This is a genomic window from Nocardia sp. NPDC003999 (genome assembly GCF_053604885.1).
On record NZ_JBSGIB010000004.1, the window covers coordinates 298,076 to 310,519 of the forward strand.

Consider the following 12,444-nt stretch of genomic DNA (forward strand, 5'->3'; position numbering starts at 1 on the left):
AGACGAAATGGCAGTCACTGTCGTCGTCGGAAATCCGAAACCCGCCTCACGCACGCTCACCGCGGCCACCCTGGTCGCGAGGGGGCTGCGACCTGAGGTGGAGCCCACCGTGATCGACCTGGTCGAGTTCGGTCCCGCGCTGCTCAGCTGGGGTGACCCGGCCGTAGCCGAGGCGGTGCGCACCGTGGCGGGCTCGGAGCTCGTCGTCTTCGCCAGCCCCACCTTCAAGGCGACCTACACCGGTCTGCTCAAGCTGTTCCTCGAACAGTTCGAGGGCGGGACCGGCCTGGAAGGCGTGCTCGCGGTCCCGGTGATGCTCGGCGCGGGACCCGCCCACGCTCTCGCGCCCGACCTGCTGCTCAAGCCCGTGCTCGTCGAAATCGGGGCCACCGCCGCGTTGCCCGGGCTCTACCTGTCCGATCGCACATTCGCCGAGGACGGCGTCATCGACCGGTACAGTGGTCGGTGGCGTTCGGTCGCCCAGGCACTGGCCCACAGCTCGAAAGCTGCGAATCATGCATGACCTGTTCGAATTCCCCGCCGACGGAGCCGGTCTGCGTCGCGCGTTCGCCAACTTCCCCAGCGGCGTCGTCGCCGTGTGCGCCGAAATCGACGGAACCCCGCACGGTCTGGCGGTGAGCACGTTCGTGCCCGTCTCGCTCGATCCGCCCCTGGTCTCGTTCTGCGTGCAGAACTCGTCGGCCACCTGGCCCAAGCTCGCCGCCGCGAGCCACCTCGGCCTCAGCCTGCTCGGCACCGACCAGCAGGCCGCCGCCCGCTCGCTCGGCACCCGCGACGGCGACCGCTTCCGCGATATCCAGCTGCACCGCGGTTCCGGCAACGCCGTGTTCATCGATGGCGCGTCCGCCTGGATCGAGGGCGTCCAGGAAGCGCACGTCCCGGCAGGCGACCACGCGGTGGTCATCCTCCGCATCCACCGCATCGCCACCCGCACCGACGTGGACCCGCTCGTTTTCCACGGCAGCAAGTTCCGCCGACTGCACGCGGAATCGGCGAACGGGGCGGCCTGAGGGGCTGGTTCACTCGCCAGAACGCGGCGGGGTCCGTCCGGTCGTGCAGGGGACGCGACGGCGTCCTTGCAAGACCTGACATCAAACTGCGTGACGCAAGTTGCCGGTCGAAGCGACCGGACGACCTCTCACGGCCCATGGTTGGGCTGTACCGGCGGCGCTGTGGGAGACTCAGGCGTCTCCTACGGAAAGGTCCGGCTATGTCGCTCGGGATGGTTCTCGGTGATTTCCCGCGCACTTCGGCGCGGGCGTAAACAGGCGACCTGATAGCCCCTGTGCGATAGCAGCACAGGCAATTTCGCGTCTCCGCGTCGAGGTGCTCTTCGTGCCCTTTGCACGTTCGTACACGAGGAGTACGCGGTGTCCACCGTTTCCTGGACCGAGGACAACACCTGCCCGAGCGCCCGTTGGCATTCCGAGAATGGCGCGCCGCCACCCGATTCCCTCGTGGTGGTGAACGACTGGACGACTGCCGAAGCGGCTTGCCGAATGGCGCGAGCGGGGACCGGCCTGCTGTGGCGCGGTGATTTCCACAATGCGCGGCAGTTGCTGCGGGCGATGGGTCGGCGGGTCGAGCGGAAGGTTTCGCTGGGCGACGATCCGGCCGAGGCGTTCCGCCGGTATCGCGCGTCTCGTCGGCGGCGCGCGGAAGTGCTCGGCAAGTTGCTCGTGCTGCTGGAAGACGACTATTCGCTGGCGTTGCGTCGCGCTCCCGATGTGCGGCGCGCCTGCACCGAAGCGTACGGTGCGGCGCGGGGGCGTACGGTGGTCGCGCTCACCGAGTTGCTCGGCGTGCTGGGGGCGGCGCAGTGGCGAGAGAAGGGTGTGTACGTGCCCGCGCTCGGCGACCGCATTCATCCGCACTACGGTGTGTTCTCCCCGGTCCGGGGCGAGTACATCGACCTCGTCGCAGCCGCGCCGCTACCCGCGCGGACCGAGACAGCCTTCGATCTCGGCACGGGCACCGGCGTGCTCGCCGCCGTTCTGGCCCGCCGCGGTTGCACTCGAATCACAGCCACCGACAAGAGTTCCCGTGCGCTGACCTGCGCCCGAGCCAACCTCGACCGACTGGGCCTCTCATCCGTCGCCGTGCAAGGCCCGGCTCTCTTCCCGGACGGCGAGGCCGACCTGGTGGTGTGCAATCCCCCATGGCTCCCCGGCGCACCTACCTCGACCCTGGAAAGCGGCGTATACGACGAGAACTCGTCCATGCTGTACACCTTCCTCTCCGGCCTCCGTGCCCACTTGCGCCCCGGCGGCGAAGGCTGGCTGATCCTCTCCGACCTCCCCGAACACTTAGGCCTGCGTCCCCACGACGAACTCCTCGACCGCATCACAACCGCAGGCCTCCACATCACCGCCCAACTGACGACCCGCCCCACCCACCACCGAGCCCACAACCCCATCTCTCCACTCCACCACGCCCGCACCCGCGAAACGACTTCCCTCTACCGCCTGGCACCTCGTTGAGTGGCAGATCACGGAGTGGTTACCCCCGTCATCCGGGACCGAGTCCACGGCGTATTGGTCGCATCGGCAACGGGTTTCGGGGACTATGTTGACATTGCTAGTCGTTTCAGTGAAGACTGAAATAACTAGCAACGACGGGAGCTTTGATGGATCTCCATATCGAGCAAGTGACGTTCAACAGCCTTGGCACCGAGTGTGCTGGGGATCTGTATTTGCCCGCGGCGGACGGTCCAGTCCCCGGTCTGGTGCTGGGGCACTCAGGGGTGATGGTGAAAGAGGCGTTGCGAGTGTTCGCACCGTATTTCGTGCGGGCGGGGTTCGCGGTACTGGCGATCGACTATCGCACGGTCGGGGCCAGCGCGGGGCAACCTCGCGGCCAGGACTACCCGCAGCGACAGACGGAAGATTTTCGTAGCGCGGTGTCGTATCTGCAAACCCGCCCGGAGGCGGACCCGAATCGGATCGGACTCTGGGGTGTCAGCATCGGGGGCTCGGTGGCGACGCAGGCCGCGGTATTGGACCGGCGCGTGAAATGTGTTGTGGTGCAGAGCCCGAGCGTGTGGAACGGATGGCGATATCTGGAGCGGCTGCTCGGCAGGGAGGGCGTAGCCGCGCTGCGGGACCGGTTGGACGAGGACTGGCAGCGCCGATATGTCGGCCACGACAGTGCTCGGGTGCCGCACCTGACGCTGCGGGGGGAAAACGTCGAGAGCGCACCGGATCTCGCCGCCGAGATGTTCCCGAACTACCGGAACGAGAAGACCCTCGACTCCGCCGAACATCTGCTGACCTTTGTGCCGGAGGACCTCATTCATCGCCTGGCGCCGACCCCGCTGCTGATGATCGCCAACGGCGGCTGGGACCCGTACCACATGCTCGAGGAGGCACAGAGCGCCTTCGCCAAGGCCGGCGAGCCGAAACGACTCGAGATCCTGCCTTACGACGTGCTCGGTCTCTACACCGGTCCCGGGCTGGAGGAGGCCATGGCTCTGGCCGTCGAGTGGTTCGACCGGCACCTGCGCCGGACCCGCCTCGTCGCTCCCACCCCGGAGCCGACCCGGGAGTCGGTGACCGCTATGCCACAGTAATCGAGCCGAGTACAGCGCAGGAGGACACAGCATGCCGGAACCGGATCGACAGCACGCCACGCTGGAGTGGGTGGAGCGAGTCGCTACCTTCTGCGTCGAGGAATGGGCACTGCCCCCCATCACCGGGCGAATCCTCGGCCTACTGATGATCTGCGATCCGCCGGAGCAATCCGCCGGCCAGATCGCCGAGGCGATCCACGCCAGCCGCGCCTCGCTGACCTCCAACATGCGCCTGCTGACCACCATCGGCCTCGTCCGCAAGGTGCGGATCCCCGGTGACCGCACCGCCTACTACCGCATCGAGGACGACGCCTGGGAGAAGGTCATCCATCGCAAAATCGCCGGCCTGGGCGCCTTCGGCGACATCGCCGAGGACGGACTCTCCTTGGTCGGCGGCACCGATCCCGCTCTCACCGAACGCATCCGGGCCGCTCAGCAGGCATTGACCTGGCTGCGCGACATCGCCGCCCGACACACGGACACCACCACCTGAAGGACCGATCGTGCTCCGAATCCGACCCGACCTGGACCCGATTCAGGAAACCCTGCTCCTCACCCTGCAAGCCCGAGCACTGGACGCGACCACCCGCACCCCGATCCTGGGCGACACCCACCAGGCCGAGCTGGCCGACCGGATCGACTACGACTTCACCGAACTCGAGCTGAAACCCAGCCTCATCTGCGGAACGGCGCTACGCGCGAAAAAACTCGACGACGCGGTACGCGCGTTCATCGCCATGCACCGAAATGCGGTGGTACTCGATCTCGGCTGCGGCCTGGACACCCGCATGCTCCGATGCGATCCACCCGCCGATGTCGACTGGTACGACGTCGATTACCCTGAAGTCATCGAACTGCGCCGACAGTTGCTTCCGCACAGCCCCCATCCGCTGGGCGTCGATCTCACCCAGCCGGGCTGGACTCAGCAGCTGCCCGCCGATCGACCAGCCATGATCGTCGCCGAGGGCCTGCTGCCCTTCCTGCCCGGCGACACGTTCCACACCCTGATCCGCGAGGCGACCACACACTTCCCGACCGGTGAACTCGCCCTCAACGGCTACACCCGTTTCGCCGCCTGGGCCATGAAATACCACCCGTCGATCAAAGCCCTCGGCATCAGCGCCGCCCAAGGATTCGACGACGCCCACGAACCCGAAACCTGGGGCGCCCGCCTGACACTGATCGAAGAACAACTTCTCACCCGCGCCGGCGAAGTCGACCTCTTCCCACAACCGTTACGCGCGGTAACCCGCGCCATAGCCCTCAGCTCAGGACTGTCTCGGCAAGCCAACCGAATACTCCGATACGCCTTCTAGTGTCTCGAGGCATCGCGCCGTCACCCCATCCTCAACCACCACCGTAGAGGCCGGTGATGTGGTGGTCCGCACGACGTTGAAAGTCATCGCCGCCGTTGCAATCTCTCTTGCAGCAGGTGCAGGTTGGGCGAACGCCACGGTTACATCCAGCGGATTACCTCCGAAGCCCATCCCGAGCCCGCAACCGGCTCCCGTCGGCACTCAGGCGACTCCTGTCGGCGTCTCCTCGGGCTCGAGCGACGCCCAGTCTCTGGCCTGCCTCGTGCACGCCCTGTCCAGCGGCGCCCACTACTGCCTGTAACCCACACCACCCCCAGCGGCGGTAACCGCCCGGCACTTCGTCGAGTGGCACATGACGGAGGGGGCTACTCGCGATTCGCCTCGACCATGGGCCACTCGATGACGTGCGCTGCGGGGCGGTTGGTCGGGTAGCAGAAAGGCCCTGGATCGGCGGGGTGCGGATGCAGGGCCTTCGGTGGAGCCGATGACGGGAATCGAACCCGCGCTGTCTGCTTGGGAAGCAGAAGTTCTACCATTGAACTACATCGGCACTGCGCAGTGCGCGTCCGCGACTCTATCAGACCAGGCACTATGTAGGTCAACTCCCTTGATCTGGGGTTCGCACTGGGCGCAGCTGATCGGGCTGTAATGGATAGCCTTCAGCAGGCGGCTGGGCGCCCGGCATCGCCGGCTATTCGCTCTCGAATCGGCTCCAGCGAGCAAGGTCTTCAACGATCGGACCGGAGTCGGGTATGCGGAACCACCACCACCCACGTCCGGTTGTGTCGATATTCGCGACTGCCGCCATGCGCTTTCCTGAGTCCTCGACAGTGATAGACGTGAATCTGTCGTCGGCATCGGAGACGTAGTTATTCACCTTAGCAGCGAGTATTGTCGGCAATTGATTAATGGCACTTTCCAGGTAATCCCGGACAGTATAAGCGGCGTTGAGATCGTATTCGTTCCAGACGGTGCGGTCCGACCAGGGCAGGCTTCTGTCGCGATCGATCTTCTCGACGTGGGCTTCCCATGAATCCGCCAAGCGGATCGCATCGCGTTCCTCTCCCGATTTCAGTGTGATCGGGTGACTCCTGATGTCGACGATCTCGTCCTCGGTGAAATGACGATGCGCGCGATCCTCGGGGTTCGACATTCGTTTCCTCACAGTTTCCAGGCGGTGGATTTCCATGGCATTTCGTAGTTCACGACAACCTTGACTCCCTTGTATACAAATTGCTCGGCCTGCTCCGATGTGCGTCCGTCACCCATCGGTTCCGGTGTGCCTTTTGTCAGGGCGTCATGAACTTGCTGGGGAGTCGGTCGGTCCATCGTCGGATTCCCGTCGCCGGTATGTCCGTTGATGAATTCTTCTATCTCGGCTTGAGTGTATTCGCTGTGGCGAAAGTCCGGTTCATCGGAATCACCGGCGTGATCGTCATCGATGGTCGACGTCATGCCGATGATGGCGGCGAGGTTGGTGATGGCTTTGTCGAGGTCGACGGCGGGTAGAGCGTGGAAGGCGTCGATGGTGCCGACAGCCCCTGCGGCGAGACTGGTGAGACCGATGACTCGGACCATTTGGCTGGCGCGATAGGAGGTTTGGATCGCGTTGATCGTGGCGACCACGTCGGCGTCGATGGCGGCGGCTGCGGCGACGGCGGAGGAGCCGAGGCTGAACAGGAAAGCGACACCGGCGGTTATCGCGATCAAGCTGATGGACAGTTCCAGCGCGTTGATCGCTTTGGCGTTGTCGTTACCGAGGGCGATGGTCGCGTTCTTGTAGTCGCCAACGGGTGCGGCCATTTTCTTCGCGGCGGTGCTGACGGTGTCGGCACTGGTTTTCAGGGTCGTGAAATGGTCTTGGAGCAGTTGCCGGTTGGTGGCGTCGTCCATGCCGTCGAACAGTGCCGAAATGGCGGATATACGGGCGGACGCGCCGGTGATGGTGTCGTGGTTGGCGAAGGTGTTCCAGGTGGTGTGTGCTTTGTCGAGTTTGGTGTGGTCGCCATTGGGGAGTTTGCCGAAGGCGGAGAGGACTTTGGCGACGAGTTTGTCCAAGAATTCCTTCAGGCCGCCGTGGTCGGTGAAGCCGACTCCATTGTCGGCCACCGAGGATGGGATGCTGACCTTGTACTCGCCGACTTCCTGGGCGTGGATGCGGGGCGGGGCGGGGTTGCTCTTGTTGGCGATGGCGTAGTTGTAGCCGTTGGCATACAGCACCGCGCCGTAGTTGGTGAGGGCGTTGGCCAGGCTCGAGCAGGCCTGCATGGTCTGCTGGGCGGCTTTGTCGTACGCCTCACCCCACTGTTTGCAGCCGGGGGCGTCGCCGGCCATCCCTGCGCATTGGCCTTTGATCGCATCGTGGACCGGCTTGTCGGCTTTGCGGAGGTCGTCGGCGAGGTCATGGCATTTCTTGGCGGCGTCGTAGTAGGTCTGCCAGTCGACGATCATGCCTGCCCCGACCGCAGTATGCGGCGGTTGGCCTCGATGGCGCGGGTATAGCGTCCGTGCGCTTTCTGCGCGGCATCGCTCACGGTGGCGACGCCTTCGGCGAATTCGCGGGCGGCCGCGAGCCATTGCGCGTGCGCGTCGGCGTAGGCGCTGGCCGCGGCAGATTCCCAACTGCCGCTCTGCAAGGCGGTGACCTTGTGGTCGAGTTCGTCGAGGTGATCGTGCAAGAACCCGGCCAGGCCGTTGAGGCGCGACACGATCTGATCGAGTCGTGCGAGGTCGACGCTGAATTGAGAGCTCATGGCAGGTCCAGGCTGGAGAGACCGGATGCGTTGCCGGTGTCGGTGCTCTTGTAGTTGTCGGCAGTGACGCCCAGCTTCTCGGCGAGAGAAGTCAACGCTTGCATGAGTCTTGTTCCGCCGTCGCGGGTTTCTGTCCACCCGGCGGAGAACTCGTCGGCCGCGTCGCCGGTCCAATCGGAAGTGAGCAGGTTGTCGACCTCGCCGGCAGCGGAATCGAGTGCCTGCTTCATGGTGTCGGCGATGTTGTAGACGTACTGGCCGATCGCCTGCACGTCATCAGGCACGACTGACAGATTGCGGCCAGATCCGTTAGGCCCCCCGCTAACTCCCATGCACACGACCATAACGGCACTCCGTCTCGGACGTCCACACGCTGACCAAGCCCGTCGGGCCAGCTAAGAAAGAGTCCCACTCGCCGGGTGGGGACGACGGCCGACTGCCTTCTCGGTAGGTGGTTTCCGGCCCTCGTCCCGGTCGGTGGGTACCGAGTACCGGTACACGGTCAAGCAGAGGATGAGCCAAAGCGCCCCGAAGCACCAGCCGCCGAGGACGTCGGTGGCCCAGTGGACGCCGAGGTAGATACGGGACAGGCCGACCGCGGTCACGAAGAGGACGGCGGCGGTCGCGGCGCAGAGGCGCAGGGTGGAACCGTGTATGGCGGGGAGCGCGACCGCAAGGACGATGCCGACCACGACGAACGAGCCCATGCTGTGCCCGGACGGATACGCCTGGTTGGACACGCTGATCAGGTGTTCCTCGACGGGTGGGCGGTCCCGGTCGGTGAGTCGCTTGCCGCCGCGTACGAGCAGCCCGCCGCCGAGCCCGGTGATCGCGACGAGCGCTGCCGCCGTCCAGCGCCGCCGCCAGGACAGGACCAGGCAGGTGGCGGTAGCCAGAGCGGTCATGGCGAGCGTGCCGCCCAGCACGCTGACCGTCACCGCGACCGGTGTCAGCGTGCCGTTGCGGTGCGTGACGGCCCAATCGGTGACGCCGCGATCGAACCCGCCGGGACCGTGATTCCCGACCACGCCCGCCGTGAGAGCCGCGGCGCACACCACCAGCAACGCGGTGAGCACCCCGATGATGCCGCTAATGCGAGGGGAGGTCACTCCTCCACGTTGCCACCTCCGACGCTCGAAGGTAACCGGCTCCTTTCCAGCTGGCATGACACCGCCGCGGCCGAAGCGCGTCAGAACTTGCTGTAGCCGCCGTCGATCAGCAGAGTGTCGCCGGTGTGGTACGCGCTGGTGGGGCTGGCGAGGTAGACGGCGACGGATTCGAAATCGCTCGGCAGGCCCCAGCGGCGGACCGGGATCCTCGGGTGGACGCGTTCGCGGAAACGGTCCCACGCGAAGGCCCCTTCGGTCATCGGCGTCTCGACCCAGCCGGGCAGCACGGAGTTCGCACGGATGCCGTGCTTGGCCAGCTCCACCGCGATCGAGTTGACCATGGCGATCAACCCCGCCTTGCTGGCCGCATAGGACTGCCCGCGCGGAACGCCCTGGTGGGCGGCCAAACTCGCGGTGGCGACCAGACTGCCACCCTCGCCCTGGGCGAGCATTGCTTTCGCCGCTTCACGCAGCGTCACGAACGCGGCGTCGAGATTGAGCGAGGTGACCCGGCGGAATTCCGTGAGATCGGTATCCACGAACGGAATGAATCCCTGGCTGACTCCGGCGTTCACGAAGCAGGAGTCGATGCGGCCGAGTTGCGCGGCCGCGCGGCCGATGGTGTCGATCACTTGCTGTTCCTCGCCGACGTCGCAGCTCAGGGCGAGCACCCGCCCGCCGAACGAGCGCAATTCGGCGGCGGCCGCCTCGTTGCGTTCGGCGTTGCGGCCGACGACGCAGACATCGGCCCCGGCCCGCGCGAGACCCCGGGCGAATCCGAGACCGATGCCGGAGTTGCCTCCGGTGACGACGGCGACGTGGCCGGTCAGGTCGAACAGCGAGCCCTCGGACATGGTTCATCCCTTCGATCGCGGGCGACGCCGCCCGAATGAATGCGAGGATATCGTTCTCTCCATATCACTGTGCGGCTGAGGAGCCCCGTCGAGCAGGCGCTACGCTCGTCGCGTGCTGCTTTCCGATCGTGACATCCGCGCGGAGATCGCCGCTGGGCGTCTCGGCGTCGAGCCGCTGCTGGAGAACCTGATCCAGCCGTCGAGCATCGACGTGCGCCTGGACCGGATGTTCCGGGTGTTCAACAACACCCGCTACACCCACATCGATCCGGCGCAGCGGCAGGACGAACTCACCAGCCTGGTCGAGCCGGGCGAGGGCGAGCCGTTCGTGCTGCATCCCGGCGAATTCGTGCTCGGCTCCACCCTCGAGGTGTGCACGCTGCCGGATGATCTGGCCGGACGCTTGGAGGGCAAGTCCAGTCTGGGCCGATTGGGTCTGCTGACCCACTCGACCGCCGGCTTCATCGATCCCGGGTTCAGCGGGCACATCACGCTGGAGCTGTCCAACGTGGCGAATCTGCCGATCACGCTGTGGCCCGGCATGAAGATCGGTCAGCTGTGCCTGCTCAGGCTGACCAGTCCGGCCGAGCACCCGTACGGCAGTGCCGTGGCGGGCTCGAAGTACCAGGGCCAGCGCGGACCGACTCCGTCGCGGTCCTATCTGAACTTCCCGATTCCGGCCGCCGCGATCGACGCCGCCGAAGCCCGCTGACCGGGGCCGAGTCCGCTTCGTCGACTGTGGGGGAGAAGCGGACCCGGCGGACGGCGGCGGGGAACCGACCGCGGAGGTGATCAGTCCCCGCCGCCCGCTCCCACCGCGAGCGCCGTTGTGAGGATGACGGACAGCGGTGGGAGCGTGTCACCGCGGCTCGGCGGGCTGACCCAGAAGCACCCTTCCCGGGTCCAGCGGCCGAGGCCGGTCGGCAACATCACGGCGCTGCCGACGGCGGGCAGGCCGATATCCAGCCGATTGAGCACCTCGAGCACCTGCGGTCCCGGTCGGCTGTCGGGCTCGGCGAGGAAACTCCATCGGATCTGCCTGGCCAACATGGGACCCCTCGTTCCCTGCTGTTCCAGTGCGGCGCGCACCTTCTCGGCACGCGCGGTCGGCAGGTGGACGACGCAAACGCGTCCGGTGATCGGCAGCATGGCGAAACCGCCCCGCTCGGTGACCGGCAGTCCGAACTCGTGCCGATAGAACGCCACCCAATCGTCCACGGTCCTGAGTTTCTCGACATTCACGGCGAACTCCTTGCCTTCCGACTCAATGGTCCCGGCCCGCCGCGCGATTCGGCATCGCCCGCTCACCCGCCTTGCGCTGCCCTTCCGCTGCCTTTGATACGGGCCGTATTTCACCTGTGGCCGCGCTCACAAACCGCTCGTACTCTGGAAGGAGTTCGTTCGGAAGGGATGACACCGTGGTCACGCATTGGTCAGGCAAAGAGGCCCGTGCCCTTCGCGATGCCAAGCGGATGAGCATCAGGGAATTCGCCGCCCATTTGGGTGTGCACGAACGCTTGGTGTCGAAGTGGGAAGCCGGGGGCGTCCGGGTTCATCCACGACCGATCAACCAAGCCGCTCTGGATACCTCACTGGCCAGGTCCGACGATGTGGTGCGGGCGCGGTTCGCGGCATTGATCGATAAGCCCGCGATCGATCGAACCGTCCCGCCGGGATTCGATGCGCGTGCCGACGCCTCGGCGCGCGTTCATTATTCGAGCGACGCGGACCTTTTGGCTCTCATAGACGCCGGTGCGATGAGAGGTGCTGCGTTGGCGGCGATTTCGGAGAGGGATCTGATCATGGCGGCTGCCCACGAGGCCAGCGAGCACGCCGGCAAGGCCGAGAGCACCAATGTCGGTGCGAGCACTTTAGACCAGCTCGACGCGGATGTCGTGCGCATCGCGAACGACTACGTGCGCATTCCGCCGGTGCCGATGATGGTGGAAATGGTGCGGGTGCGGCGCCGGGTGTATCGGTTGCTGGAAGGCCATCAGCGGCCCGCCGATACCGGTCATCTGTATCTTTTGGCGGGCACCCTCTCGGGCCTGCTCGCCAACGCCAGCACCGATCTCGGCTACTACGACGCGGCGGGCGAGCAGGTCCGGGCCGCATGGGCCTACGCGGAGTTGTGCGGGCACAACGGGCTTCGGGCCTGGACCCGCGGCATGCACGCGCTGATCGAGTACTGGTCGCAGCGGCCGCGCCGGGCGGTCCAGCTCGCCCAGAGCGGGCAGGAGTTCGCGGAATCCGCGACCGCGCAGGTGCGACTGCTCAATATCGAGGCGCGCATCTGGTCGGCGCTTGGCAGCGCCGCCGACACCGATCGCTGCGTGCGGGCAGCCGACGACGCGCGCGAGATCGCCGCGACCGACACGCTGCACGACGAGGTGGGCGGCGTCTTCGGGTTCAACGAGGCCAAGGCCAACTACTACGCTGGCGCCACCTACATCCACCTCGGTCAGGCGGAGCCCGCGCTCGGCGCCACCCAGCGGGCCATCGAACTCTATTCGAACGGCCCGTCCGAACAGCGTTCCTATGGCGCGGAGGCGCTTGCCAGGGTCGACTGCGCGGCTGCCCACCTGATCAACGGCAGCCTGGACGGCGCGGCCGAGGCGCTGCAGCCGGTGCTCGGCCTCGACGAGGCCAAGCGCATCGCGCAGCTCGAGGAGCGGTTGACCGGTGTGCGCAGGCGGATCGCGGCTCCGGCTTTCCGCGACTCGGTCGAGGCGCGCAGGCTGGACGAGCGGATCGAGGAATTCTGCGGGTCGACGGCGGCCAAGGGGATCCCGCCCGGCGCGGCCCATTGAGTGACGCGTCACA

At 66.2% G+C, this 12,444-nt stretch carries 15 protein-coding genes and 1 tRNA gene; 8 read left to right on the plus strand and 8 right to left on the minus strand.

Translation table 11 applies throughout. From position 1 onward, the window contains the following. Window positions 1-7 precede the first annotated feature (7 nt). The 6 genes from ACWESM_RS11755 (at window position 8) to ACWESM_RS11780 (ending at window position 4,905) form a co-directional block, all read left to right on the plus strand. Window positions 8-523, plus strand: coding sequence for an NADPH-dependent FMN reductase (locus ACWESM_RS11755; RefSeq protein WP_355071426.1), 516 nt, complete (start codon window positions 8-10; stop codon window positions 521-523). Next, window positions 516-1,031: a flavin reductase family protein gene (locus ACWESM_RS11760; RefSeq protein ID WP_452491617.1), complete on the plus strand. Its 516-nt coding sequence runs from the start codon at window positions 516-518 to the stop codon at window positions 1,029-1,031. The genes ACWESM_RS11755 and ACWESM_RS11760 overlap by 8 nt, the downstream gene beginning before the upstream one ends. Window positions 1,032-1,391: 360 nt before the next feature. Further along, window positions 1,392-2,501 carry a methyltransferase gene (locus tag ACWESM_RS11765; RefSeq protein ID WP_452491618.1) on the plus strand — a complete coding sequence of 370 codons (1,110 nt, stop codon included), beginning with the start codon at window positions 1,392-1,394 and terminating at the stop codon, window positions 2,499-2,501. Window positions 2,502-2,647: 146 nt separating this feature from the next. Continuing rightward, window positions 2,648-3,589 (plus strand): alpha/beta hydrolase, encoded by a 942-nt coding sequence (locus ACWESM_RS11770; RefSeq protein ID WP_452491620.1) that lies wholly within the window; start codon window positions 2,648-2,650, stop codon window positions 3,587-3,589. 31 nt (window positions 3,590-3,620) lie between these two features. Continuing rightward, window positions 3,621-4,082 (plus strand): GbsR/MarR family transcriptional regulator, encoded by a 462-nt coding sequence (locus tag ACWESM_RS11775; RefSeq protein WP_355071433.1) that lies wholly within the window; start codon window positions 3,621-3,623, stop codon window positions 4,080-4,082. Between the two features lie 10 nt (window positions 4,083-4,092). Next, window positions 4,093-4,905: a class I SAM-dependent methyltransferase gene (locus ACWESM_RS11780; protein ID WP_364424729.1), complete on the plus strand. Its 813-nt coding sequence runs from the start codon at window positions 4,093-4,095 to the stop codon at window positions 4,903-4,905. A 476-nt stretch (window positions 4,906-5,381) separates the two neighbouring features. On the opposite strand, the gene ACWESM_RS11785 is transcribed toward ACWESM_RS11780, so the two are convergent. The 7 genes from ACWESM_RS11785 to ACWESM_RS11815 all read right to left on the minus strand — a co-directional run bounded on the left by ACWESM_RS11785 (window position 5,382) and on the right by ACWESM_RS11815 (window position 9,621). Continuing rightward, a tRNA-Gly gene (locus ACWESM_RS11785) sits at window positions 5,382-5,455 on the minus strand. 141 nt (window positions 5,456-5,596) lie between these two features. Beyond that, the gene (locus tag ACWESM_RS11790; protein WP_356962901.1) at window positions 5,597-6,058 is read right to left on the minus strand and encodes a hypothetical protein; all 462 of its coding nucleotides are present in this window, start codon (window positions 6,056-6,058) and stop codon (window positions 5,597-5,599) included. A gap of 8 nt (window positions 6,059-6,066) precedes the next feature. Continuing rightward, window positions 6,067-7,356, minus strand: a complete 1,290-nt coding sequence (locus ACWESM_RS11795; RefSeq protein WP_452491622.1) for a hypothetical protein — start codon at window positions 7,354-7,356, stop codon at window positions 6,067-6,069. Beyond that, window positions 7,353-7,658 (minus strand): WXG100 family type VII secretion target, encoded by a 306-nt coding sequence (locus ACWESM_RS11800; protein ID WP_452491624.1) that lies wholly within the window; start codon window positions 7,656-7,658, stop codon window positions 7,353-7,355. Before ACWESM_RS11800 ends, ACWESM_RS11795 begins: the two co-directional genes overlap by 4 nt. Continuing rightward, entirely contained in the window at window positions 7,655-7,942 is a 288-nt protein-coding gene (locus tag ACWESM_RS11805; RefSeq protein WP_452491625.1) for a WXG100 family type VII secretion target, read from the minus strand. The genes ACWESM_RS11800 and ACWESM_RS11805 overlap by 4 nt, the downstream gene beginning before the upstream one ends. A gap of 111 nt (window positions 7,943-8,053) precedes the next feature. Further along, window positions 8,054-8,767, minus strand: a complete 714-nt coding sequence (locus tag ACWESM_RS11810) for a phosphatase PAP2 family protein (RefSeq protein ID WP_452491627.1) — start codon at window positions 8,765-8,767, stop codon at window positions 8,054-8,056. Between the two features lie 80 nt (window positions 8,768-8,847). Further along, window positions 8,848-9,621 (minus strand): SDR family NAD(P)-dependent oxidoreductase, encoded by a 774-nt coding sequence (locus ACWESM_RS11815; RefSeq protein ID WP_397276280.1) that lies wholly within the window; start codon window positions 9,619-9,621, stop codon window positions 8,848-8,850. A 112-nt stretch (window positions 9,622-9,733) separates the two neighbouring features. Between ACWESM_RS11815 and dcd the strand changes: the two genes are divergently transcribed. Continuing rightward, the gene (gene dcd / locus ACWESM_RS11820; RefSeq protein WP_355071445.1) at window positions 9,734-10,333 is read left to right on the plus strand and encodes a dCTP deaminase; all 600 of its coding nucleotides are present in this window, start codon (window positions 9,734-9,736) and stop codon (window positions 10,331-10,333) included. A gap of 80 nt (window positions 10,334-10,413) precedes the next feature. Here dcd and ACWESM_RS11825 read toward each other — a convergent pair whose 3' ends face one another. Further along, window positions 10,414-10,863, minus strand: a complete 450-nt coding sequence (locus tag ACWESM_RS11825) for a hypothetical protein (RefSeq protein WP_063016495.1) — start codon at window positions 10,861-10,863, stop codon at window positions 10,414-10,416. Between the two features lie 560 nt (window positions 10,864-11,423). Here ACWESM_RS11825 and ACWESM_RS11830 point away from each other — a divergent pair. After that, a complete protein-coding gene (locus ACWESM_RS11830; RefSeq protein WP_355071447.1) occupies window positions 11,424-12,431 on the plus strand; it encodes an XRE family transcriptional regulator in 1,008 nt (335 codons plus the stop codon). The last annotated feature ends 13 nt before the right edge of the window (window positions 12,432-12,444 follow it).

Bases quoted from the DNA above. Each gene is read 5' to 3' on its own strand.
- ACWESM_RS11790 (WP_356962901.1), bottom strand. From the start codon at position 6,058: ATGTCGAACCCCGAGGATCGCGCGCATCGTCATTTCACCGAGGACGAG.
- ACWESM_RS11755 (WP_355071426.1), top strand. From the start codon at position 8: ATGGCAGTCACTGTCGTCGTCGGAAATCCGAAACCCGCCTCACGCACG.
- ACWESM_RS11815 (WP_397276280.1), bottom strand. From the start codon at position 9,621: ATGTCCGAGGGCTCGCTGTTCGACCTGACCGGCCACGTCGCCGTCGTC.
- ACWESM_RS11775 (WP_355071433.1), top strand. From the start codon at position 3,621: ATGCCGGAACCGGATCGACAGCACGCCACGCTGGAGTGGGTGGAGCGA.
- ACWESM_RS11830 (WP_355071447.1), top strand. From the start codon at position 11,424: ATGGCGGCTGCCCACGAGGCCAGCGAGCACGCCGGCAAGGCCGAGAGC.
- ACWESM_RS11800 (WP_452491624.1), bottom strand. From the start codon at position 7,658: ATGAGCTCTCAATTCAGCGTCGACCTCGCACGACTCGATCAGATCGTG.
- ACWESM_RS11760 (WP_452491617.1), top strand. From the start codon at position 516: ATGCATGACCTGTTCGAATTCCCCGCCGACGGAGCCGGTCTGCGTCGC.
- ACWESM_RS11795 (WP_452491622.1), bottom strand. From the start codon at position 7,356: ATGATCGTCGACTGGCAGACCTACTACGACGCCGCCAAGAAATGCCAT.
- ACWESM_RS11770 (WP_452491620.1), top strand. From the start codon at position 2,648: ATGGATCTCCATATCGAGCAAGTGACGTTCAACAGCCTTGGCACCGAG.